We start from the raw sequence: 21,520 nt of genomic DNA, 5'->3' as shown, positions 1-21,520 counted from the left end.
TATGACCACTGCAGTGAAACCGAAAGACGAGAATATCGTATGGCATGAGCACTCTGTTGATAAAGCCTTTCGCTCTCAACTCAAGTCACAAAAACCAGCGGTATTGTGGTTTACGGGGTTATCGGGTTCAGGTAAATCGACAGTTGCTGGCGCGTTAGAAACTCGCTTAGCGCAATTGGGTTACCATACTTACCTTCTGGATGGTGACAACGTTCGTCATGGATTGTGTAGCGATCTCGGCTTTTCCGAGCAAGATCGCCGAGAGAACATCCGTCGTATTGGTGAGCTTGCTAAGCTGATGGCCGATGCTGGCCTTATCGTACTTTCTGCTTTTATCTCTCCTCATAAAGCGGAGCGTGAGTTGGTACGAAATCTACTACCAGATGGTGAGTTTTTAGAGGTTTACGTGAACACGCCAATCGAGGTGTGTGAGCAGCGCGATCCTAAAGGGCTTTACAAAAAAGCGCGAGCAGGTGAGATCCCGAATTTTACTGGTATTAGCTCAGTGTATGAGGCGCCTGAAACGCCAGAAATCGATCTGCCAGCTGGCGATAAGACATTGGATGAACTGGTTGAGCAGTGTATTGAAGCGTTAGAAGCTCGCAATATTATTGCTAACTAACACGAAATTATTGCCAACTCACACTATATAGCCTTGGTTTATCATCAAGGCTATGTTGTTTTATAAGACTATATAGCTTTATAAGCCTATGTCATTTTATACGGTGTGGTTTACGCTGCCAGGTTTAGCTTCGGCCTGTACCGTAAACTTCTGACTTAATAGTGTAATGAGTTGTTCGTAATAGGCGTTATTCGGCTTATTCCCGAGCAGCAGACACAGCTCATTACCGGTTGGAGTGAAGCGGTAGTAGACCAGTTTCACCCCTTTTGAGAGTGGTGTTACTGCCATCTGTTTTCCTTGGTAGCTTAGGTTGAGTGCTGGGTCGAAATCGATCTCTCCCGACTCCAACTCTGTACCATGTAGGATTCCCAGTTCAATCAAGTGCAGCAAACTTGAGTAGGGTAGGTTATGACTGCCTAAGTTGATGGTGCTCGTCCCCGCTCTTTTCCCAAAACTGAATAAGCCTGCCTGAATTTTGAAGCCAAGCAGTAGTTTGCGGCTATTGTCACTACCAAAGCTAGACGCCAATGAAGCGGCACGTTGTAAAGTTAATGCCTCTTTAGGCGTCATATCTTGTAGGATCTGCAGTGCCTTCATGGAGGTTGACCCTGGATTGGTCACTTCTCTCTTTAATACTTGAGCCCACAGCCTCTGCATCGAACTATTGTGTATCTCTTGAGCCATATCGAAGAATCGGTACAACCAGTCTTGGTCAGGATCGCCAGCCGCTTCATCTTTGCAGGACATGTGTGCCAATTTTAGGATCTGTTCAAGGTTCTTCTGACGCAGTTCTTTGCGTTTTTTCTCTCGCAACAGGGCTCGCTCTATCAGTGATTTTTCATCTTTGTCCGATGTTTTACCTTCTGGACTAAGTAGCGCATCTAAACCGAAGTTCTGGGCGATATTGAGCATTCGACTGGCACTATCGGCAATATGGGGCTTTTTCTCTTGCTTTGGAGCGGTGTCATTCACATGTTCAATGATCATGGGTTGTTGAGAGTCAGACATAGAGATACCTACAAACCTTAAGACAGAAATGTAACTGGTTAAAATGTAACTCTTAATTGAACTTGTGACTAGAGATTGCGAGTAAAGTTGAAGGATTAAACAAAATTTTACTTTTTATAATGATAATAAAATGTTAAATTTGTTGTGTAATCCAAGGAGGAGTTATGAATCAAGTGAATAATAATAAGCTGAAAAAACAGCTGGTAATTGGGCTATTGCTCGTTAGTTATGTTGCTATCCTAGCGTATTTGTCTAAATATATTGCTTAAATTAGCGATCTTTCATCGTTATTAAATTGTTATAATACTAGTTGCTTATAAGCCGTTGCCGTTAAAAAATGGCAGCCCAAGTGAGCTACCATCTTCATCATCATTAAAACGATATCCCTACATATCGTCGTACTCTTCGATTGCTACCCCTTCAATAAGATACCCAGTTTGCGCCAAGTCGTGCGTAATGGTTTCTGTTTTCAGTGTCCCCACTAAATAGATAACATCCCACAACTGTTGGATTGGAGCACCTTTTGGAAACTTCACATAGATGATCTGGTTTGGTGGCGGCGGCGGTACGTGAATACACGCCCCGAAATATGGCACCAGTAGAAACTCAGTGATCATATTCTCATCCCCTTCAAGAGGGATAACAAAACCAGGAATCTTTACCTTGCTTCCATTCAGCTCTGGGCGAACAGCCCCCAATTTTGATTGCTGAGGGTTCTCTTGACTGTGATCGACGGTTGGCATGCCAAAAGGATCGAGCTGAGCGCGTTCTGATTCTGGAATTAGGTCAATCCATTCCAAAGTAAGAACCGATTCTTCTGTTGATGGTGCTTCTGCGTGTGCGGCTGTCGCAAACGGAAACAGAAGCAACCCAAGGATCAGCAAGAGTTTGTGTTGCATAGTGTGTCCCTATATTAAATTCGAATGGTCATGCCATCAGCAAGTGATTGACGATACGCGCGGAAAGCGGGAATAAAGCCAATGATAACTCCAGCAATTTGAACCATCATAATGAGTTTCCACTCATGTGGGGTGATTGCGGATATTGATATGTTGATACCATAACTTTGTTGCACGATAGGAGCAACTACTGCAATGAGACCAAAGAGCAATCCAACACCTAGGGTAATACCAAGGAAGGTAAGCGCGCTGGCTTCACTGATCAGTAACCCGAATACGTGTCTTGGCCTCGCGCCCATCGCTCGTAAGATGGCCATCTCTCTGCGACGTTCTTGTAAGCTAGTCAATAGGCTACTGAGCATGCCAAGTAGACCTGCGACTACGACAAAACCGGATACAACAAGCAGTGCCTGCTCAGCGACGGCCATCATGCCCCATAATTCATGCAGTGCAATACCGGGCATGATTGCGCTTAATGGCTCTTGTCGGTAAGTGTTGATTTCGCGTTGTAGTGCGAATGTTTGAATCTTAGAGTTCAGGCCAAGCATCATTGCGGTGATCTGTTTTGGCTGAAAGTCGTAGGTTTTTAGTGTCTCAGCGTCTGGCGTATGACCAAGATTGGCTCCAGATTCCCAACCCACGTGAATAGCTTCAATAGCCTCGAGCGATACGTGTACGGTTTTATCTACCGGTGTTCCTGTTGGCGCAATGATACCTACGATAGTAAATGGCAGGTTATCGTGGCGGCTGAATGCCACATCACTGATACCGTGCGCTAGGATAATTTTATCGCCAATCTTATAGTCGAGTTGTTTCGCCACATCCGCACCGATCACAACATCAAACAGTTCATTAAACTCACGACCTTGTTGGAAAGTAAGTGGTTGCTTACTTCCGTAGCGATAGTGCTCAAAGTAGCTGTGGTTGGTGCCCATTACGCGAAAGCCTTTGTGCGAATCGCCTAATGAAATTGGAATCGCCCATTTTACCGCTTTATGCTGCTTGAACTCTTGGTAGCTTTTCCAGTCGATGTTATTGGTTGCGTTACCGATTCTGAACACAGAATAGAGCAGTAGGTTTACCTGTCCAGAACGACCACCGACAATTAGGTCGGTTCCAGAAATGGTATTGGCGAAACTGCTTTTTGCCTCTGTGCGCACACGTTCTACACCAAGCAGCAGAATGACGGAAACCGCGACGGTTAGAATCGTAAGAATGGCAGTGGCCTTACGGTTGAGTACACTTTTGAGTGCTAAGTGAGTGATTACTTTCATACGACAGCCCTCGCTTGATTAACGGTCGTGAGATCGATGCTGCGAGTGAATAGCTTTTCGAGTGTTGGATCATGGCTGACAAAAATGAGTGTGGAGTTGGCTTGGTTAGCTTGCTCAAGCAGCAACTCAATGAAGGCTTCTCTGTTGTCATGGTCGAGTGCTGATGTGGGTTCATCTGCAATAATGATTTGTGGCTGACCCATTAACGCTCGTGCCGCTGCTACACGCTGTTGTTGTCCGATACTGAGCTCGGTTACCGGCTTATTCATCAATGCTTCCGGTAGTTTGAGTCTCTGTAAAAGTGTTTCAGCCGTGGCTTTTAATTCGTTGTTCCCCTGAGTGACATTCTGTTTTCTGATGCTCGAAAACTGACAAGGTAGTGTCACGTTGTCTGTCACTGATAAGTATGGCAATAGATTGAATTGCTGGAAAATATAGCCTATGTGGTCCGCTCTAAACTTGTCGCGCTGGCGAGGCGATAGTTGGTTAAGATCTTGACCCAAGATGGAAACTTCACCTTGTTGTGCTTGGTTTATTCCCGTTAACAACCCCAGTAGTGTCGACTTACCACAGCCACTTGGCCCTTTAATAAAAAGGTGCTCTTTGGCGTGGATATGAAGAGAGGGTATTTCGAGTGTCGGTGGGAGATCAGGCTTCCAACGGAAACTGACGTTTTCCAATTTAACGACAAGCGATGATTGGTCAAAGGACATATAAGCTCCTACTCACTTAGCGGTTTTGCTTAAATCGATATTCTAGGGGATTGCTCAATGAATCACCATTTGAGCGACTCTGTTCGTATCAGAGCAAGACAGCCAAGTGAGAGATCACTTGGCTGCTGTTCGTTGTGTTTCTAAATTAATGCACGATTAGAAACGGAAGCTAGTGTTGCTTGGCGTTAGCTTCTGTTGAGTCTGTGCGCGATCCGTTAATAGATTCACAGTCATTGACTCTGTATTGGCAAAGTTCGAGAACCATTGTGTTTCAACGGTGTCTAGCTTAGCCACGTTTGAACACTGGTAGTGGTATTCGATTGTGAACTCACCGTGGCCACCTGCAGCATGGTCGTGATGTTCGTGCTGATCGTGGTCATGACCTTCGTGGTTTTCATGATCGTGGTTTTCATGATCGTGCTTATCATGGTCATCTTCACCCAAGGTATGAGTCACAGACTTGTACTCAAGCGTACAATCTGCGCCTTCAAACGCGAATAACTTATTCGGTTGGTTCAGTAGTGCTGTCGCTTTTTCTAGTGTCGCGACTTGCTCAGGTGTCTGAGGAGCATGTTCAAAACCAACCACGTCTGCACCCGGAGCGGTGACTTCAACCAAAAGTTCTTTGCCGTCTTGAGCGATATTGACCTCAACCGCACCATGAACGTGAGCATCATGGGAGCGAAAATGATCATCAGCGATAGCGGTAGTAGATACTGTCATGCCGATAACAACGGCTAAAATAGAAGGTTTCATTGGGTATTCCTAAATAAAAAGATAAATTAAAAGCAGATTAAATTAATTAAGTCATCTTCACGGGTGGTGAACGAGCGAGATAAGCAAAGTGGAGTCTTTGTGGCTTACGAGCTGGTTCATTGGATAGGACAATGAAATCGATATTTAATTCAGGAAGTTGTGGTAAATCGTGCGCAAACCCCAACTGATTGGCGGAAAACAGTTCACATTGGTGATGAGTGTGGTGCTCTGGATCGGCATCAACGATGTGGTGTGCCACGCACCACGACAACATGATCATTAACCCGAGCATGCACAGGACAGAGCGTCTAGTTGTGAGTGAGTGGGCGCACCAGATCATGATAAGTTGAACCAAAAAGAAAAAGGACGTTGTTATAATATAACAACGTCCTATCAATAAATCTTGTAAAAGAAAGTAATAATTATTAAAGATTAGCTTTAATAAGTTGAATAACTTCAGAGACTTCAGTTTCGCTTAACGCCCCTTCTTTCACAAATAGGATTTTACCTTGTTTGTCTTGGACGATAATTGCAGAGCTCTCTTCTTTCAGTTCCCAGGCGGATGCTGCGGCACCTTCTTCATCCAGTACCATTGAAGACCAAGGAAACTCCTCTTTGCTGCTCTCTGCTGATGATTTCACAAAAGAGCCTGTGCCCCAAATCGCATCATCTTGATTGATGATGGTTGTGGTTTGGTAAGCATCTTCGGGGAATTTAGACGCGGTAATGGCTGCCATTAGAGGCGCGTTAAGCTCTTTAGAGCTGCTGCGTCCAGCAATCGCTTGAACAACACGTACTTTGCCTAGCATGTCTGTGGTTGCCCAAGCTTGGTAGCCAGTTGAGCCGTTGTTTAAGGTGATTTCACCATGAGCTGTGACGCTGACTGGTGGTAGGGGATCGCCAACCGATAGGTTGTGAGCATTGGCGAATATTGGAGAGGCTGCGGCTAATAAAGCCAGTAGAGTTTTGTTTTTCATTATATTTTTGTTCCGCTTGTTGGTTTGCTCTCGAAGTATAATATGAAATAAATAAAATGCCTCGCTTACTTTTTTATCGTACGTCGTTGAAAGGTGTTGCGGAGTTGTTACTAAAGGGTATAATGCAACTATATCAAGGGAATCGACAGATTTTTTTGCTATCAGCCAACGGATATGGCTGTTATTTGTGCTTTGCTCAAAAGTGAAGAGCTGATCACAAACTGTTGTACTCAGACGGAATTGAGGTTGTTTATGCTACGTGAATTTTCTACTTACCGCCCTCGTCAAGTGGCGCGTTTCGTTAAAGTCCTATTCAAAGGTCAATTTAGCATCGAAGGTATCGGTGAGTTTAGATTCGACCAAGGAAAAGTCCTTCTTCCTGAAGTGACAGACCAAAAAAAGCTCCATGTATTTAAAGAAGTGAATGGCACCATTGCGTGCATGTCGATGTAGTACGCATTGTTTTTTAATCGTTGAAATGAAAGGGCTTGATATATCAAAGCCCTTTTTTGTTGTGCGCCGAGCATGGTGTCAACCTAGGAGGTGAAAGTCCTCTACGCGCCTTGTCGAGCAGGAAGCGTTAGCCTATGCAAGGGTGTCCATCGTGAGGTGGAATCTGAAGGAAGCAAATGGCAAAACATAGCTTTGACGAACAGAAATCTGATAGTAGGCATAATCAACTTGGGTAACCTAGCAACAGATAGAATAGCCCAAAGTCTCGAACAGAAGTGTGATTATGTAAATCAGGCAGAGCTATGGGAAAGGGTGACATCTTACCTCGGGAGGTCTTATCAATTGTCCGCGAGACTAGGCTAGCAGTGATGCTAGACGAAGATTGATAAGAAGTCAGCAGAGGGCATAGTACCTACAATGTGGGGAAGGCCTGAACCAAGGTTTTAAGGCTACAGTTAACAGATTCTCAGTGTGTATGGAGTCTCAGTCAAAAGTAGAACCCCTACAACTCCGCTAATAATGATGGTGAAGTCGGAAACGGATCTGTTGCTAGCGAAGAGAGACAAGCCACATTGGCGTTAAAGTTAAATAGTGGACTTAAGCTAACGTAAGTTAGTCTACCTTGGAACCGCCGTATGCGATACACGCTTGTACGGTGGTGTGAGAGGACGGAGGCCGTGAGGCCTCCTCCTACTCGATTCTAACGGTCAATGACTTGACTTACTGAGGCGGGAAGCAAACCCCTGTTCCGCCTAATCCGCAATAACCGTTTGGATTTTTAGCAAGGTATTGCTGGTGGTAATCCTCAGCATAAAAGTACTCACCGGCTGGCTGCACTTCAGTTGTGATCTCTGAACCTCGCGCGGCTTGCATCGCTTGTTGATAGCTCATTTTTGAAGATTCAGCAATAGCTTGCTGTTGGTCGCTAAAGGTGTAGATCGCAGAGCGATACTGAGTGCCTAGGTCATTCCCTTGGCGCATGCCTTGGGTTGGGTCATGACTTTCCCAGAAAGTTTTAAGCAGTTTTTCAAGCGGCAAAATAGCGGGCTCAAAGATCACGCGCACAACTTCCGTGTGGCCTGTTTGCCCCGTACAAACTTGTTGATAGGTCGGATTGTGAGTGAAGCCGCCTGCATACCCCACTGAGGTTGAAACAACGCCTTCAAGTTGCCAAAACAGGCGCTCAGCACCCCAAAAACACCCAAGACCAAGGAGTATCTCTTGCTGCCCTGAGGTGGGTGGAGCAAGCAGATCACTGTGATTAACGAAATGTGGTTCTGAGATTGTGATGGGATGTGGGTTCCCGGGCAAAGCTGTTGCTTCAGAAACCATTTGTTGTTTGTTGAGCATGATTGAGTTCCTTGTAGAGGTATCTATACGCTTTAACCGTCTTTAAATATACGACTAACCCTTTAAATTAGACCGTTTTATTGCTTGAATTATTACAGACGCGCTATTGAATTAGCGGTATGATTTCCCTTTGATTCTTAACGTATTGATAACTTCCCCCAATTAAACATGATAAGAAAAACTTTACCAGTTCTGATTGGCGCTGTGCTCTCTTCAAGCCTTGCCTTTGCTGATGTCTCTCTCGAAATAGAGGGGCTGGATGGGGCGCTTGAAGACAATGTTGATGCCTATCTGAGCGCTATTCCGGAAGAAGAGTATTCGGTATCTCTGCGTTTTCAATCTCGTTTAGAATCGATGATCAAAGAAGCGGTGAGTGCTTTGGGCTATTACCATCCAGAGATCACTTTTACGCCTTCTGAAGATGAAAGCGAACTCTTAGTAAACGTCAAGCCTGGTGAACCTGTAGTTATCGACACCTCGGATATCGTTATCTCAGGAGAAGCGGAGAACGACCCTGATTTCCTAGCATTAGTTGCTAAAAGTAACCTTCAAGAAGGCGAGATACTGAATCATAGTCGTTACGATTCACTTAAATCATCAATGCGTAACTTAGGTTTAGCAAAGGGGTACTTTGATGGTAGCTACGGATTGAGCCGTCTGGAAGTTGCACCTGAGCTTAATCGCGCTTATGTGCGTTTACACTACGACAGTGGCATTCGTTATCACTTTGGTGAAACAACCATCACAGGCAGCCAGATCGAAGAGGACAAAGTCCACTCATTGAAGCCGTTCGAACAAGGTCAGCCTTATGACATCGCGAAGGTGGGAGAGTACAACCAAAATTTGTCTAACACCGACTGGTTCTCCTCCGTATTTGTTGAACCGGACCTCGATGATTTGGGGAGTGGTCGTGAAATACCAATGAAGGTGAGCCTAGCGCCTCAAGCTCGAAATCAGCTCGAAACCGGTATCGGTGTTTCTACCGACTTAGGGCTTAAAGGCAGCCTGAAGTGGAAAAAACCGTGGGTGAATACCAGTGGGCACAGCTTCAATAGCAGCCTATCTATCTCTAAACCAGAACAGACGGTTACCGCGAGCTACAGAATACCGCTTGATGATGTGCTTAATGACTATTACCAAGTCACATATGGTATGAAGAACGTTGACAATCGCGACACTAAGAGCTTGGAGTCTAACCTGAAACTTGAGCGTTTTTGGCGTCTCGACAACGGTTGGCAGCGCACGGTGTTTGTCCGCTACCTACTAGAGAACTATGAGCAAGGTCTTCAAGATGATATCGCGCAATTTGTGCTGCCGGGAATCTCCTTTTCTCGTACACGCACTCGCGGTGGTGCGATGCCGATGTGGGGTGACAAGCAGACCATTATGTTGGAAGCGGGGGATGATTCGCTGCTTTCTGAAACTAAGGTGATTCGTTTCCAGGGCAGTACAGCTTGGATTCGCAGCCTTGGCGAAAACCATCGTGGTTTAACCCGTTTAGAGTATGGCGCCAACTTTGCGGATGAGTTTGAAAAGCTATCGCCATCTCTGCGATTCTTCGTCGGTGGTGATAATAGCCTGCGTGGTTATGGCTTCGAATCTATCTCTCCCAGAGATGAGAGCGGTGCTTTGACGGGCGCAAAATTTATGACCACAGCAAGCTTTGAATATCAATATCGTCTATTTGGCAACTGGTGGGGGGCCATGTTCTATGATATTGGTGACGCCTTTAATGACACACCCGATCTAAAAGCGGGTACTGGTGTCGGTATCCGTTGGGCTTCACCAGTCGGACCCGTGAGTCTCGATTTTGCGTGGGGGCTTGATGCTAAACCTGGTGATGAATTCCAAATACACTTCACTTTAGGGCCTGAGTTATGATTAAAGTGATCGGCAGAATTTTCAAATGGACTTCGATTTCAATCGTCTCTATTTTGCTGCTTATATTGACCTTAGTGGGTCTCGCTCTTTTTACCAATCCGGGCTTAAATGTGGCGCTTTGGGGGGCGGAGAAGGCTTTACCACAACTGAAAGTCGAGAGTACTAAAGGGGCGCTTTTTCCCCGTTTTAGCCTTTACAACGTTCAATTTGTCGATGAAAGCCTGCACATCAATACCCAGCTTGAAAAGATTGAGCTGGCGATCAACCCAAGATGTCTATTGGATCCTCAAGTCTGCGTTGAGGATCTGACTTTACAAGGCCTAGATTTTACCTTTACTGAATTGCCGCCGCCAGCGGAAGAAGAGCCACAGCCTACAGCGCCATTAACCTCTATCTCAACGCCATTACCGATCACATTGAATCGAGTCAATTTTGAGGATATCTCTCTAGATATCCTAGGAAACAAGATCGATTGGCAACGTTTTTCCACGGCGATGAATATGAAGGGAGATGTGCTGACCATCTCTCCTACTGTGTTCGATGATCTCACCGTCAAGCTCGCTGAAACTGAGCCTTCTATTGAAGAAGAAGTAAAACCGGAAACAGTCAAAGAAGCCGAAGCGATAGTGTTACCAGAAGTATGGATTCCGTTGAATGTCGTACTTAAACGCTTTGATTTAAATCGCTTTAAGCTTGAGCAAGAGACGCCAGTCATCGTCAATCACCTAGGGCTCAAAGTGAAAGCGGGTAAGCATACTGTCGATGTACAAACTCTTGAGTTGGATATGCCACAGGCAGAGGCTGACCTAAAGGCAAAAGTACAATTGAAAGGTGGCTACCCTCTTGATCTTGATCTCTCAGCCTTGGTTAAAGAGACCGATGCGGCGGGGCAACAGCTCCAACTATCAGCAAGAGGTAGTGTGGAAGAGCTCACTCTGGATGCCACCTTAACTGAGCTGATTGAAGCGAAGCTATCTGGCGAACTTAAACCTTTAGAGCCGACACTGCCTTTTGACCTAGAATTGAATGATGCTCAGGCGCAATGGCCCTTGAAGGGCAATAGCGATTATCAGGTTGCGATCAAACAATTAAAAACCAACGGCTCACTGGAAGGTTTCCAGCTCAATCTAGATGCGAATGCCAAGGGTAAAGATATTCCAGATATCAGCCTTGATGTTGAAGGTGCAGGTAGCACTGAGCATATTGACTTGCAGCGCCTTGATATTGCGACACTGGGTGGGCATGTTACGGGGGCAGTGAAAGCCAACTGGAAAGACCTTGTGAATTGGCAAGCGGATATCGGTTTGCAGCATATTCAGCCCGGTTTGCAATGGCCAGAAGCTGAAGGGGATATCAGTGGCGTCCTCAAGACATCGGGTAGCCTAACGGAAGCGGGTGGATGGCAAGTAGAGCTGCCAATTTTAGATATTGATGGCATCTTAAGAGAGTACCCACTCAACATTAAAGGCGAGCTGTCGGCATCAGATAAAACAGCCTCTGGTGAGCCGAGCGTTCAAACATCAGGACTGCGTCTATCGCACGGCGTTAACGCCATCAATGTAATAGGTAAGCTTGATAAGCAATGGGATATGAATGTTGCTCTTAACTTCCCTAAATTGTCGAAAAGTGTTCCTGACTTAAGGGGTAAATTGGTTGGTGATATCGCGTTATCTGGGCCAATGAAAGAGCCTAATGTTGATTTAAGTCTGAACATCAATAGCGTTAAATGGAAGGCCGAAGCGACCCTTAATAGCTTAGCTATGAATGGTTCTGTTACACCACTGCCTGCGCCTCAAGCTGATATCGTGCTTAAAGCGAATGGGATCAGTTATCAAGATCAGAAAATTGAGAGCGTTGAACTGCGAGTAGACGGTGGTGAGAAAGAACATGAGCTCACTCTCGATGTTGTATCGGACATTGTCTCAACCAGTCTCGCTATCTCAGGTGAACTGATTCAAGAACCATCAATGGTTTGGAAAGGTGCACTTGAGCGCATGACGCTTTCAACGGAGCAGGGACCATGGCGACTTGAGAAGCCAGTGGCTATCACTGCGGATATTGATAAGCAGTTTGCGGATGTCGCGGCGCACTGCTGGTTGCAAGCAGGCTCAAGTGTTTGTTTAGTTGAAGATATTCGAGCAGGTAAGTCTGGTGCTGCAAAGCTTACGATAACTGACTTCGATTTTGAGCAGGTTAAGCAGTTTATTCCCAATACAACCCAGCTCACAGGTTCAGTTAATGTACAAGCTGAGGCTAAGTGGGATGCGAAACTGGCGCCTCAAGTAAGCGCTCAAGTATCACTGCCGAAAGGACAAGTCGTTCAAGATGTAGGAGAGTCGATTAAATTAGGTTGGGAGAACATTCAAGTGAATGCCAAGCTGAAAGACAATCGACTTGAGGCAGATTGGCTTCTTGATGTCACTGACAATGGTGACCTAACCGGTTCGTTGGTCTTGCCAGACGTTGTAGTAGAAGATAAACAGGTAGACGCCGCGCTGCAGCTCAGTACTTTCCATCTTGATTTTCTAGCACCATTGTTAGGTGAATACAGCTTGTTACAAGCAAACCTATCGAGTGACCTTAAAGTGAAAGGCTCTCTAATGCATCCTCAAGTGTTTGGCTCATTTACCGTAGATGGTATGCAAATGAAGGGCGATATGACACCTGTGGATATTACAGATGGCCGCATCGGGCTCGACTTCGATGGTTACAGTGCCAACCTTGATGCAGCGATTGTTACTTCTGATGGTCAATTGGACGTTGAAGGCAACGGGCAATGGCAAGATCTTGAAGCGTGGAGTACTCAGGTACGAGTGTTTGCCGATTCTTTGATGGTGGATGTACCACCGATGGTCAAAGTCAAAGTTGTGCCGGACATGACAATTGATGTTTCGCCAAAACTTGCGCGTATTACTGGTGATATTGCACTGCCGTGGGGACGTATTGTTGTTGAAGAGCTTCCTCCAAGTGCCGTTGGCGTATCTTCAGATCAGGTGATTCTTAACAAAGATCTGCAACCTGAGGGTGAAACTCAAGTACCGTTTAATGTCGAAACCAATATTAATATCTCCATCGGTGATGATTTTAAACTGTCTGCATTTGGTCTTGAAGGTGGCCTGGTAGGTAAACTGAATGTTGCTCAAAGAGACCAAGGGCCTTTCATTACAGGTGAAGTCAACATCGTTGATGGTACGTATCGATCATTTGGGCAGGATTTGATCATTGAAGAGGGCAAGATCTTAATGAATGGCCCACCAGACCAACCCTATGTTGCGATCAATGCCATTCGAAATCCTGACAATACACAAGATGACGTGACCGCAGGTGTGAGAGTGACAGGGCCAGCAACCGAGCCAAAAATTGATATCTACTCAGAACCGTCGATGCCACAAGCCAATGCTTTGTCATACTTACTTCGTGGGCAAGATATTGATGGTGAAGCGGGCAGCGGTTCGATGACCACAACCTTAATCGGTTTAAGCTTGGCCAAGAGTGGTAAAGTGGTGGGCGAGATAGGTGAGGCTTTTGGTGTTCAAGACCTTCAACTTGACACCGCGGGCTCAGGGGATGACTCACAAGTAACCGTAAGTGGTTATATTCTTCCGGGTCTGCAAGTGAAGTATGGTGTTGGCATTTTCGACTCTTTGGGAGAGTTCACTGTGCGTTACCGTTTGATGCAAGACCTGTATTTAGAGGCAGTTTCTGGTGTTGACAGCGCGGTAGACCTGCTTTATCAATTCGAGTTTGAGTAATGAGTGGATAGGCTGGAACTGACCATGTCACACCTTGTGTTTGTTTATGGGACGCTGAGAAAAGGGCAGCATAACCATCATTTTTTAAAACAGAGTGAGAAGCTAGGCGATTGGGTAACTCCACCTCAATTTGCGCTGTACGATTTGGGCTCATATCCGGGCATGATATTCGGAAAGAAAAAAGTGCTTGGGGAGGTCTATATAGTGAGCGACTATGTTTTGGCTTCGCTCGATCGACTCGAAGATGTACCTACTGAGTATCGTCGTGAACAAATTGAGACTATATTTGGATTAGCGTGGGTTTATTTGTATCAGTATGATTTATCTGAGCAGCGAGAGATTCTTTCGGGTGACTGGTGTAAACGAGAATAAGCGTTTGAAGTATGAACCAGGGGTAAAGTTCTGACGTAGTGGTAAGAATCTCAATGAGTCTCTCTAGTAGGAGGAAACTATGAAATATTTAGCGTTGGTGTTTTCTGTTGTACTTTTCGGTTGTGCGCAATCTCCACCATCTACGTCGAATGTTGACGATTGGCAGTTGTTTGGTGAGCAAAGTGCGATGAAGGGGTACACGAAAAAAGATCAAGCGACATTGTCAAAGTCGGCAGAGTCAGCAGTTGGTCCTGATCTTTATGCTGCTTATGATAAAGGGTACGAGGCTGGTCGAATTGAATATTGCTCTCAGAACCCAAGATCCTTAGGCCGCAAAGGGGAGCAGTACTTTGGTATCTGTGATGATATCGACAAGTGGTTCCGTATTAAGTTTGAAGGTGGCGCGCAGTCTAAAATTGACCTTCGCTAAATCTTACCAAAGTTTAAATACAACAAAGCCAGTACACACGGGTACTGGCTTTTTAGTATCTGAGAAAATTAAGCTTTAAGCTTCGTCTCGGTTTAGCTCAAGGAACTCTTCAACTTTGTTTACCATATTCTTTGAGCCAACAAAGAATGGCACACGTTGGTGTAGTTCGGTTGGCTTGATGTCCATAATGCGCTGAACACCATCAGAAGCTACGCCGCCTGCTTGTTCCATGATGAAAGCAATTGGGTTGCACTCATATAGAAGACGCAGTTTACCGTTCGGGTGGCTTTGCGTACTTGGGTACAGGTAAATGCCGCCTTTCAGAAGGTTACGGTGGAAATCTGATACCAAAGAACCAATATAACGGGATGTGTATGGGCGGTTGTCACTTGGCTCATTCTCTTGGCAGTACTTGATGTACTTCTTCACACCCGTTGGGAAACGAATGTAGTTGCCTTCATTGATTGAGTAGATTTTACCTTCATCAGGGATCATCATGTTTTCGTGAGAAAGACAGAAAGTGCCCAGCGATGGGTCGTAAGTGAAGCCGTTCACGCCATTACCGGTTGTGTAAACCAGCATGGTTGAAGAGCCATAGATTACGTAGCCCGCTGCAACCTGTTTGTTGCCAGGCTGAAGGAAGTCTTCTTGAGTTGGTGGTGTACCGATAGGTGATACGCGACGGTAGATCGAGAAGATCGTACCTACAGACACGTTTACATCGATATTTGATGAACCATCTAGAGGGTCCATTAGCACTACGTATTTAGCGTTTTTGTTCAACTCTTTGTTGAAAGCTACCGCTTCGTCTTCCTCTTCGCTCGCTACACCACATACTTGGTCACGCGCTTCCAGAGCTGCTTTGAATTTGTCATTTGCGTACAGATCAAGCTTCTGTTGTGCTTCACCTTGTACGTTGTCGGTGCCGACAGCACCTGTAATGTCGACAAGACCCGCTTTATTGATTTCTCGGTTAACGATTTTCGCAGCAAGACGGATCGACGATAAAAGGGATGATAGATCACCACTTGCATGGGGAAAGTCACTTTGTTTCTCAACAATGAACTCACCAAGGGTGCGCATCTCAGACATGTTATTTCCTTAAACTTCTCTGAATAATTGGGGGATTCAAGCGCTATTGGGTTGCCTCTTGAGCGGGCATTATTCATCTAGTCGCTTACCCAGATTTTAAACTTAAGATCTTTTTAATGGTAATGAAGTAAGCGACACAGATCTCACTTAGAATGTCGACTGGATTTGTTTTGCATTGAGGCTCGCTTTTATTGGGCGATTCATGATAAGAAATGCACATAATCTTGATTAATAAAGCAGTCTTTTTGCCCGTTTTTGGAAGCGATATATGCATATTCATATCTTAGGAATTTGCGGCACCTTTATGGGTGGTGCAGCGGTATTAGCCCGTCAATTAGGTCACAAAGTGACAGGTTGTGATGCCAATGTTTACCCACCAATGAGCACACTATTAGAGTCACAAGGCATCGATATTATTGAAGGTTTTGACCCGAGCCAACTGGAGCCAAGACCCGATCTAGTGGTGATTGGCAACGCGATGAGTCGCGGTAATCCTTGTGTTGAATATGTACTAGATAACAACCTGAAATACACCTCGGGTCCACAGTGGTTACAAGAGTTCCTGCTGCATGACCGCTGGGTTCTGGCGGTTTCGGGCACTCATGGAAAAACCACAACAGCCAGTATGCTAGCGTGGATTTTAGAAGATTGTGGTTATGCGCCTGGATTCTTAGTTGGAGGGGTGTTGGGTAACTTTGGTATCTCTGCTCGACTGGGTGAAAGCATGTTCTTTGTGGTTGAGGCCGATGAGTACGACAGTGCTTTTTTTGATAAGCGTTCTAAGTTTGTTCATTACCACCCGAGAACCTTGGTAATGAACAATCTTGAGTTTGACCATGCGGATATTTTCGACGATCTGGAGGCGATTAAACGTCAATTCCATCACTTGATTCGTACTGTTCCTGGTAATGGGCGAATTTTTGCTCCTCAACAGGATCGTGCTCTTGAGGATGTATTGTCTCGCGGGTGTTGGAGTGAAACGGAATTTGCGGGTGAAGAGGCGGATTGGCGTGCTGAAAAGCGAGTCAAAGATGGCTCGCAGTTCAACGTGTTGTTCCAAGGTGAATGTGTCGGTCAGGTTGAATGGCCGTTGGTGGGGGATCACAACGTCAATAATGCTTTGATGGCGATCGCTGCCGCTAGACATGTCGGCGTGACTCCCGACCTGGCGTGTGAGTCTTTGGCCAAGTTTATCAATACCAAGCGTCGTTTAGAGCTAAAAGGGGAAGTGGCTGGAGTTACGGTATACGACGATTTTGCGCATCACCCAACGGCAATTGAACTTACTCTAGGTGGCCTACGTAATAAGGTAGGCAATAGTAAAATTATCGCCGTATTGGAGCCTCGCTCTGCTACGATGAAGCGAGGCGTGCATAAAGAAACCCTTGCCGATTCGTTGAAGCAAGCGGACCGCACTTTCTTGTTCCAACCAGATAACATCGATTGGTCGGTTCAAGAGGTCGCAGACGCTTGTCATCAGCCCGCTATTGTCAGTGACGATCTAGATTCTTTAGTCACGAGCATTATTGAGCAAGCGCAACCGGGTGACCAAATCTTAGTGATGAGCAATGGTGGTTTTGGTGGTATACATCAGAAATTGCTTGATGGATTGGCGGCCAAAGGTTAAATACACGCGTTCTAATCGATTTAAGAAGTACAAGAGATCATGACCAAACAGAGTAAAGCGATTACCCTCGCATTCACCGGCGCTTCTGGTGCCCCATACGGCTTGCGCTTATTAGAGTGCCTACTTGCCGCTGATTATCAGGTATACCTGTTAATATCGTCGGCTGCGAGAGTAGTGCTAGCGACCGAACATGATCTCAAGCTGCCTTCAGGCCCTGATGCGGCCAAAGCAGTGTTGGTCAAACACCTGAACTGCGATCCTGACCGTTTGGTGGTGTGCGGTAAAGACGATTGGTTCTCTCCTGTTGCTTCAGGCTCTGCCGCGCCTAAGCAGATGGTGGTTTGCCCATGTTCAGCAGGAAGCGTTGCATCTATAGCTCACGGTATGTCTGATAACTTGATTGAACGCGCTGCCGATGTCGTTATGAAAGAGCGCGGTCAGTTGTTGTTAGTGGTTCGAGAGACGCCATTCTCGACGCTACACTTGGAAAATATGCACAAACTCTCGACGATGGGAGTGACCATCATGCCAGCGGCTCCGGGTTTCTATCATCAGCCAAAATCGATCGATGACCTTGTCGATTTCATGGTAGCTCGCATTCTTGACCACCTAGGGATAGAGCAGGGTTTAGTACCAAGATGGGGCTACGATCAGCGTCATTAAGGCGAACTTTGTAGCTTATTGGTTAAAATACAATTACAATTCTGCTTACTCATCGGGGAGCTAACCATTCAAATAATGAATGGTGGCTGAGATCAAGTGTCAACTTGGGACCCGTAAACCTGAACCAGATAATGCTGGCGTAGGAATTGAGTTAGGCAGTACGTTTCCGTTGTCCTCCCTCAAGCCTGTGCCGCTCAGACCACGGAGAGCGTCCAGTGAAATTTGCATTAACCACTCTTGCTGTTACTACAGCGGCTTCTTTTTCCGCACTAGCGTCCGATAATACTCTTACGGTATATACTTATGATTCTTTCGCTGCAGACTGGGGCCCGCGTCCTGCTGTAGAGAAAGCATTTGAAGAGAAATGTGGCTGTGATGTGAACTTTGTTGCGCTGGAAGACGGAGTGTCAATTCTAAACCGCTTGCGTCTAGAGGGTGGCAATAGTAAAGCCGATGTGGTGCTTGGCCTTGATCAAAACCTAATGGCGGAAGCGAAGAAAACGGGTCTACTTTCCGAGCATAGTGTCGATACCTCTTCGGTAGTGCTACCTAATGGTTGGGATGACAGCACCTTTGTTCCTTATGACTTCGGTTACTTCTCATTTATCTACAACACAGAAAAGCTATCAAACCCACCTAAGAGCTTGAAAGAGTTGGTTGAACAGCGTGACGATCTCAAGGTGATTTACCAAGATCCGCGTACTTCAACGCCAGGCCAAGGTCTGATGCTGTGGATGAAGTCGGTTTATGGCGACGATGCAACTCAAGCGTGGAAGCAGCTTTCCAAGAAAACCGTTACTGTGACTAAAGGCTGGTCTGAAGCTTACTCTATGTTCCTTGAGGGTGAGTCAGATATGGTGCTCTCATACACGACTTCTCCGGCTTACCACATCATCGCTGAGAGTGACACGAAATATGCGTCTGCTGATTTTGCGGAAGGTCATTACACGCAAGTTGAAGTGGCCGCAAAAGTGAAAGGCAGCGATAATGAGAAGCTAGCTGATGAGTTCATGGCGTTCATTCTGAGTGACGAATTCCAATCAGCGATGCCGACCGGTAACTGGATGTATCCAGTGACGGATGTCGAGCTACCAAAAGGGTTTGAACAGCTGACGATGCCAAATAAATCCCTAAGCTTCACTTCTGAAGAAGTGGCTGAGAAGCGCAAGCCGTGGATTCGTGAGTGGCAAAACGCCCTGACTTTTTAATTAAGAGCCCGATGTTGGGCATTGAGCCTCTATTCCCATTAGAGGCTCAACATCGAGATAATCACTCTTTATGTTAAAGAATACACCTAAGGTGGGTATTTGGGTCGCGTTCACCATTACCGCCTTTGTGGTTTCATCAGTAGGGGCATTGCTAAGCAATGCCCCTTCTCTTGATATCAGCCAAGTATGGTCTGATCCATATTACTGGCACGTTACCAAATTCAGTTTTTATCAAGCAACGCTATCCATGTTATTGAGCGTTGTATTTGCGGTTCCTGTGGCACATGCCTTATCTCGCCGCCAATTCCCAGGTCGTTCCCTACTGCTAAGGCTGTTTGCTTCCACCTTGGTTCTGCCAGTATTGGTCGGCGTATTTGGTATTTTGGCCATCTATGGTAATAGTGGTTGGCTGGCGAAACTGCTTCAAGCTATTGATATGGACTTGCCATTTTCCATCTATGGATTGAATGGCATTTTGCTAGCGCATGTCTTTTTCAATCTGCCTTATGCAAGTCGATTGTTGTTACAAGCTTTAGATACGGTTCCGGTTGAGCAACACAAGTTATGTGCACACCTTGGAATGAGTCACTGGGATAAATTTAAGTGGGTTGAATGGCCGCGCCTTAAGCAGCAGCTGCCGCATGTGTGTGGTTTAGTCTTTATGCTCTGCTTTACCAGTTTTGCAACTGTGATGGCATTGGGCGGTGGTCCTAAGTCGACAACCATCGAGCTTGCGATCTATCAAGCGATTAAATTTGATTTTGATCTGCAAGCCGGTGCTCTGTTAGCGATATGGCAGATGCTACTCTGTGGCGTGTTGGCCGTGAGTATTCAACGCCTTTCTAAGCCTGTTTCTGTCAGCGTTGGTCAACTGTCTGAAGCGAAGTTTTTGGTTAAGGACACCTATAGCGCAAAAGCTTGGGACAGCTTTTGGATCATCGTAGCCTCATTACTGGTTTTACCGCCACTGTTGATGGTCATTGTGGGTGGCTTAAACAGTGAAGCGATGGCGGTGTTAACCAGTGAACCGTTTTGGCTAGCGCTATTTAACTCACTGAAAGTAGCGATTAGCGCGAGTGTGATTGCGCTTTTGGTTGGAGTGGCCATTTTGATGACCAGTCGAGCATGGCGCTTGCAAAACAAGTCATTTCGCGCCGATAAGATCGAATTGATAGGTACTATTATATTGGTGACCCCCGGCTTAGTGGTGAGTACCGGTATCTTCCTGCTGTTACGTTCGATAACCGATGTGTTTAGCTTAGCCTTTTTTGTTGTGATTGCCGTTAACAGCTTAATGGCGCTCCCGTATGTGATCAAAAACTTAGCTCAGCCGATGCTGCACGTTGCTCAGCAATATCAGTATTTGTGCGCGAGTTTAGGTATGAAAGGTTGGCACCGGTTTAAGCTGGTGGAGTGGCGAGCGCTGCGTAAACCTATGGCGCAAGCCTTCTCGATTAGTTTCATGTTGTCGATGGGGGACTTGAGTGCCATTGCACTGTTTGGCAGTGCCGATTTTAGAACTCTCCCTCTGTATCTATTCCAGTTACTAGGCAGTTATCAGATGGAGGCCGCTGCTGTGGTTTCAGTGAGCTTGCTGATGCTGAGCGTTGGCAGCTTCAGTTTAATTGAATTCTTATTTACTCGAACATCTAACCAGAGAGGTGCCTAATGTTAGTGATGCAAGATGTTGATTACCACTATCATCAGGAGCTGTTTCATTTTGATTTTATGGCTGAACAAGGTGATGTTGTTGCCTTGATGGGGCCGAGTGGTGCGGGTAAGTCGACCTTGCTGGCATTGATCGCGGGATTTATAGAACCGTCATCGGGCGCTATTTCGGTTTCAGGTCAATCGCTTGTTGGTTTGGATGCTTACCAGCGTCCACTTGCTATGTTATTTCAAGAGCACAATTTGTTTGCTCACCTTACGGTTAGAGAAAATATCGGCTTAGGGCTGCACCCAGGCCTTAAACTAACCAAAGCGCAACAACAGCAAGTACAACAAGCGGCAGAGCAAGTCGGTGTCGAACAGTATCTTGATCGATTACCGGAGCATCTTTCTGGTGGACAGCGTCAGCGTGTCGCATTAGCTCGGTGTTTTGTGCAGCCACACCCTATTTGGTTGTTAGACGAACCCTTCTCTGCGCTGGACCCTTTGTTGCGAGAAGAGATGTTAGCCTTGGTGAAACAACTAGCCGCGGAACGAAATGTTACGGTAATCATGGTGACTCACCATCTAGGAGATGCTCGCAGTATTGCCAATAAGTTTGCCTTTGTAGCTAAAGGACAAGTGCTGGTAGCGGAGGCGATAGATGCGCTCACAGCGCAACACCCACAGCCTGAATTGGCCTCTTTTGTCCGCGCCGGCGAGTAACCCTTCGTTTAAAATACTGGTGCTAAAATGCGGTTTGGTAGTAAATACGCAGATATGAAAAAGCCTAGCA

The 21,520-nt window shown here is 46.0% G+C and carries 20 protein-coding genes and 1 riboswitch; of the genes, 11 read left to right on the top strand and 9 right to left on the bottom strand.

Annotated elements, in window-relative coordinates:
* Nucleotide 1 precedes the first annotated feature (1 nt).
* Nucleotides 2-622 (top strand): adenylyl-sulfate kinase, encoded by a 621-nt coding sequence (cysC, locus tag AC6I7V_RS12250; RefSeq protein WP_255229805.1) that lies wholly within the window; start codon nucleotides 2-4, stop codon nucleotides 620-622.
* A gap of 96 nt (nucleotides 623-718) precedes the next feature.
* On the opposite strand, the gene AC6I7V_RS12245 is transcribed toward cysC, so the two are convergent.
* The 7 genes from AC6I7V_RS12245 to AC6I7V_RS12215 form a co-directional block, all read right to left on the bottom strand.
* On the bottom strand, nucleotides 719-1,630 hold the full coding sequence (locus tag AC6I7V_RS12245) for a TIGR03899 family protein (RefSeq protein ID WP_261882154.1): 912 nt from the start codon (nucleotides 1,628-1,630) through the stop codon (nucleotides 719-721).
* A 386-nt stretch (nucleotides 1,631-2,016) separates the two neighbouring features.
* Nucleotides 2,017-2,529: a DUF3299 domain-containing protein gene (locus tag AC6I7V_RS12240; protein ID WP_261882153.1), complete on the bottom strand. Its 513-nt coding sequence runs from the start codon at nucleotides 2,527-2,529 to the stop codon at nucleotides 2,017-2,019.
* Between the two features lie 14 nt (nucleotides 2,530-2,543).
* Nucleotides 2,544-3,803 (bottom strand): ABC transporter permease, encoded by a 1,260-nt coding sequence (locus tag AC6I7V_RS12235; RefSeq protein ID WP_261882152.1) that lies wholly within the window; start codon nucleotides 3,801-3,803, stop codon nucleotides 2,544-2,546.
* Complete coding sequence (locus AC6I7V_RS12230; protein WP_261882151.1) at nucleotides 3,800-4,516, bottom strand: ABC transporter ATP-binding protein; 717 nt, start codon at nucleotides 4,514-4,516, stop codon at nucleotides 3,800-3,802. Before AC6I7V_RS12230 ends, AC6I7V_RS12235 begins: the two co-directional genes overlap by 4 nt.
* A 156-nt stretch (nucleotides 4,517-4,672) precedes the next feature.
* A complete protein-coding gene (gene zrgA, locus AC6I7V_RS12225) occupies nucleotides 4,673-5,272 on the bottom strand; it encodes a zinc uptake protein ZrgA (RefSeq protein ID WP_498010956.1) in 600 nt (199 codons plus the stop codon).
* A gap of 46 nt (nucleotides 5,273-5,318) precedes the next feature.
* Complete coding sequence (locus tag AC6I7V_RS12220; protein WP_372068770.1) at nucleotides 5,319-5,546, bottom strand: DUF2607 family protein; 228 nt, start codon at nucleotides 5,544-5,546, stop codon at nucleotides 5,319-5,321.
* A 151-nt stretch (nucleotides 5,547-5,697) separates the two neighbouring features.
* Nucleotides 5,698-6,249, bottom strand: coding sequence for a YtfJ family protein (locus AC6I7V_RS12215; protein WP_255229812.1), 552 nt, complete (start codon nucleotides 6,247-6,249; stop codon nucleotides 5,698-5,700).
* A gap of 252 nt (nucleotides 6,250-6,501) precedes the next feature.
* Here AC6I7V_RS12215 and AC6I7V_RS12210 point away from each other — a divergent pair, with 252 nt between their 5' ends.
* Nucleotides 6,502-6,702, top strand: a complete 201-nt coding sequence (locus AC6I7V_RS12210) for a DUF1107 family protein (RefSeq protein WP_255229813.1) — start codon at nucleotides 6,502-6,504, stop codon at nucleotides 6,700-6,702.
* Between the two features lie 720 nt (nucleotides 6,703-7,422).
* Here AC6I7V_RS12210 and msrA read toward each other — a convergent pair.
* On the bottom strand, nucleotides 7,423-8,052 hold the full coding sequence (msrA, locus tag AC6I7V_RS12205) for a peptide-methionine (S)-S-oxide reductase MsrA (RefSeq protein WP_498010955.1): 630 nt from the start codon (nucleotides 8,050-8,052) through the stop codon (nucleotides 7,423-7,425).
* Nucleotides 8,053-8,220: 168 nt separating this feature from the next.
* Here msrA and tamA point away from each other — a divergent pair, with 168 nt between their 5' ends.
* The 4 genes from tamA (at nucleotide 8,221) to AC6I7V_RS12185 (ending at nucleotide 14,487) form a co-directional block, all read left to right on the top strand.
* Complete coding sequence (gene tamA, locus AC6I7V_RS12200) at nucleotides 8,221-9,933, top strand: autotransporter assembly complex protein TamA (RefSeq protein ID WP_498010954.1); 1,713 nt, start codon at nucleotides 8,221-8,223, stop codon at nucleotides 9,931-9,933.
* Nucleotides 9,930-13,685, top strand: coding sequence for an autotransporter assembly complex protein TamB (gene tamB, locus AC6I7V_RS12195; RefSeq protein WP_498010953.1), 3,756 nt, complete (start codon nucleotides 9,930-9,932; stop codon nucleotides 13,683-13,685). Before tamA ends, tamB begins: the two co-directional genes overlap by 4 nt.
* A gap of 24 nt (nucleotides 13,686-13,709) precedes the next feature.
* Nucleotides 13,710-14,057, top strand: coding sequence for a gamma-glutamylcyclotransferase family protein (locus AC6I7V_RS12190; RefSeq protein ID WP_498011681.1), 348 nt, complete (start codon nucleotides 13,710-13,712; stop codon nucleotides 14,055-14,057).
* 79 nt (nucleotides 14,058-14,136) lie between these two features.
* Nucleotides 14,137-14,487 (top strand): DUF2799 domain-containing protein, encoded by a 351-nt coding sequence (locus AC6I7V_RS12185; protein ID WP_498010952.1) that lies wholly within the window; start codon nucleotides 14,137-14,139, stop codon nucleotides 14,485-14,487.
* A 75-nt stretch (nucleotides 14,488-14,562) separates the two neighbouring features.
* On the opposite strand, the gene fbp is transcribed toward AC6I7V_RS12185, so the two are convergent.
* Nucleotides 14,563-15,579 (bottom strand): class 1 fructose-bisphosphatase, encoded by a 1,017-nt coding sequence (gene fbp, locus AC6I7V_RS12180; protein WP_032553284.1) that lies wholly within the window; start codon nucleotides 15,577-15,579, stop codon nucleotides 14,563-14,565.
* A 268-nt stretch (nucleotides 15,580-15,847) separates the two neighbouring features.
* Between fbp and mpl the strand changes: the two genes are divergently transcribed.
* The 5 genes from mpl (at nucleotide 15,848) to thiQ (ending at nucleotide 21,450) form a co-directional block, all read left to right on the top strand.
* On the top strand, nucleotides 15,848-17,206 hold the full coding sequence (gene mpl / locus AC6I7V_RS12175; protein ID WP_261882145.1) for a UDP-N-acetylmuramate:L-alanyl-gamma-D-glutamyl-meso-diaminopimelate ligase: 1,359 nt from the start codon (nucleotides 15,848-15,850) through the stop codon (nucleotides 17,204-17,206).
* A 39-nt stretch (nucleotides 17,207-17,245) separates the two neighbouring features.
* The gene (locus AC6I7V_RS12170; protein ID WP_498010951.1) at nucleotides 17,246-17,869 is read left to right on the top strand and encodes a flavin prenyltransferase UbiX; all 624 of its coding nucleotides are present in this window, start codon (nucleotides 17,246-17,248) and stop codon (nucleotides 17,867-17,869) included.
* A gap of 43 nt (nucleotides 17,870-17,912) precedes the next feature.
* Nucleotides 17,913-18,032: riboswitch (TPP riboswitch) on the top strand.
* Nucleotides 18,033-18,084: 52 nt separating this feature from the next.
* On the top strand, nucleotides 18,085-19,077 hold the full coding sequence (thiB, locus tag AC6I7V_RS12165) for a thiamine ABC transporter substrate binding subunit (RefSeq protein WP_255229821.1): 993 nt from the start codon (nucleotides 18,085-18,087) through the stop codon (nucleotides 19,075-19,077).
* Nucleotides 19,078-19,147: 70 nt separating this feature from the next.
* Nucleotides 19,148-20,746 (top strand): thiamine/thiamine pyrophosphate ABC transporter permease ThiP, encoded by a 1,599-nt coding sequence (thiP, locus tag AC6I7V_RS12160; protein ID WP_498010950.1) that lies wholly within the window; start codon nucleotides 19,148-19,150, stop codon nucleotides 20,744-20,746.
* The gene (gene thiQ, locus AC6I7V_RS12155) at nucleotides 20,746-21,450 is read left to right on the top strand and encodes a thiamine ABC transporter ATP-binding protein (RefSeq protein ID WP_255229823.1); all 705 of its coding nucleotides are present in this window, start codon (nucleotides 20,746-20,748) and stop codon (nucleotides 21,448-21,450) included. The genes thiP and thiQ overlap by 1 nt, the downstream gene beginning before the upstream one ends.
* Nucleotides 21,451-21,520 lie beyond the last annotated feature (70 nt).

The organism is Vibrio sp. KUL70, from assembly GCF_059725515.1.
Note: the sequence above shows the minus strand (reverse complement) of the source record. Positions and strands in the feature narration are given on the sequence as shown.

Bases quoted from the DNA above. Each gene is read 5' to 3' on its own strand.
- cysC (WP_255229805.1), top strand. From the start codon at position 2: ATGACCACTGCAGTGAAACCGAAAGACGAGAATATCGTATGGCATGAG.
- AC6I7V_RS12245 (WP_261882154.1), bottom strand. From the start codon at position 1,630: ATGTCTGACTCTCAACAACCCATGATCATTGAACATGTGAATGACACC.
- AC6I7V_RS12240 (WP_261882153.1), bottom strand. From the start codon at position 2,529: ATGCAACACAAACTCTTGCTGATCCTTGGGTTGCTTCTGTTTCCGTTT.
- AC6I7V_RS12235 (WP_261882152.1), bottom strand. From the start codon at position 3,803: ATGAAAGTAATCACTCACTTAGCACTCAAAAGTGTACTCAACCGTAAG.
- AC6I7V_RS12230 (WP_261882151.1), bottom strand. From the start codon at position 4,516: ATGTCCTTTGACCAATCATCGCTTGTCGTTAAATTGGAAAACGTCAGT.
- zrgA (WP_498010956.1), bottom strand. From the start codon at position 5,272: ATGAAACCTTCTATTTTAGCCGTTGTTATCGGCATGACAGTATCTACT.
- AC6I7V_RS12220 (WP_372068770.1), bottom strand. From the start codon at position 5,546: ATGTTGTCGTGGTGCGTGGCACACCACATCGTTGATGCCGATCCAGAG.
- AC6I7V_RS12215 (WP_255229812.1), bottom strand. From the start codon at position 6,249: ATGAAAAACAAAACTCTACTGGCTTTATTAGCCGCAGCCTCTCCAATA.
- AC6I7V_RS12210 (WP_255229813.1), top strand. From the start codon at position 6,502: ATGCTACGTGAATTTTCTACTTACCGCCCTCGTCAAGTGGCGCGTTTC.
- msrA (WP_498010955.1), bottom strand. From the start codon at position 8,052: ATGCTCAACAAACAACAAATGGTTTCTGAAGCAACAGCTTTGCCCGGG.
- tamA (WP_498010954.1), top strand. From the start codon at position 8,221: ATGATAAGAAAAACTTTACCAGTTCTGATTGGCGCTGTGCTCTCTTCA.
- tamB (WP_498010953.1), top strand. From the start codon at position 9,930: ATGATTAAAGTGATCGGCAGAATTTTCAAATGGACTTCGATTTCAATC.
- AC6I7V_RS12190 (WP_498011681.1), top strand. From the start codon at position 13,710: ATGTCACACCTTGTGTTTGTTTATGGGACGCTGAGAAAAGGGCAGCAT.
- AC6I7V_RS12185 (WP_498010952.1), top strand. From the start codon at position 14,137: ATGAAATATTTAGCGTTGGTGTTTTCTGTTGTACTTTTCGGTTGTGCG.
- fbp (WP_032553284.1), bottom strand. From the start codon at position 15,579: ATGTCTGAGATGCGCACCCTTGGTGAGTTCATTGTTGAGAAACAAAGT.
- mpl (WP_261882145.1), top strand. From the start codon at position 15,848: ATGCATATTCATATCTTAGGAATTTGCGGCACCTTTATGGGTGGTGCA.
- AC6I7V_RS12170 (WP_498010951.1), top strand. From the start codon at position 17,246: ATGACCAAACAGAGTAAAGCGATTACCCTCGCATTCACCGGCGCTTCT.
- thiP (WP_498010950.1), top strand. From the start codon at position 19,148: ATGTTAAAGAATACACCTAAGGTGGGTATTTGGGTCGCGTTCACCATT.
- thiQ (WP_255229823.1), top strand. From the start codon at position 20,746: ATGTTAGTGATGCAAGATGTTGATTACCACTATCATCAGGAGCTGTTT.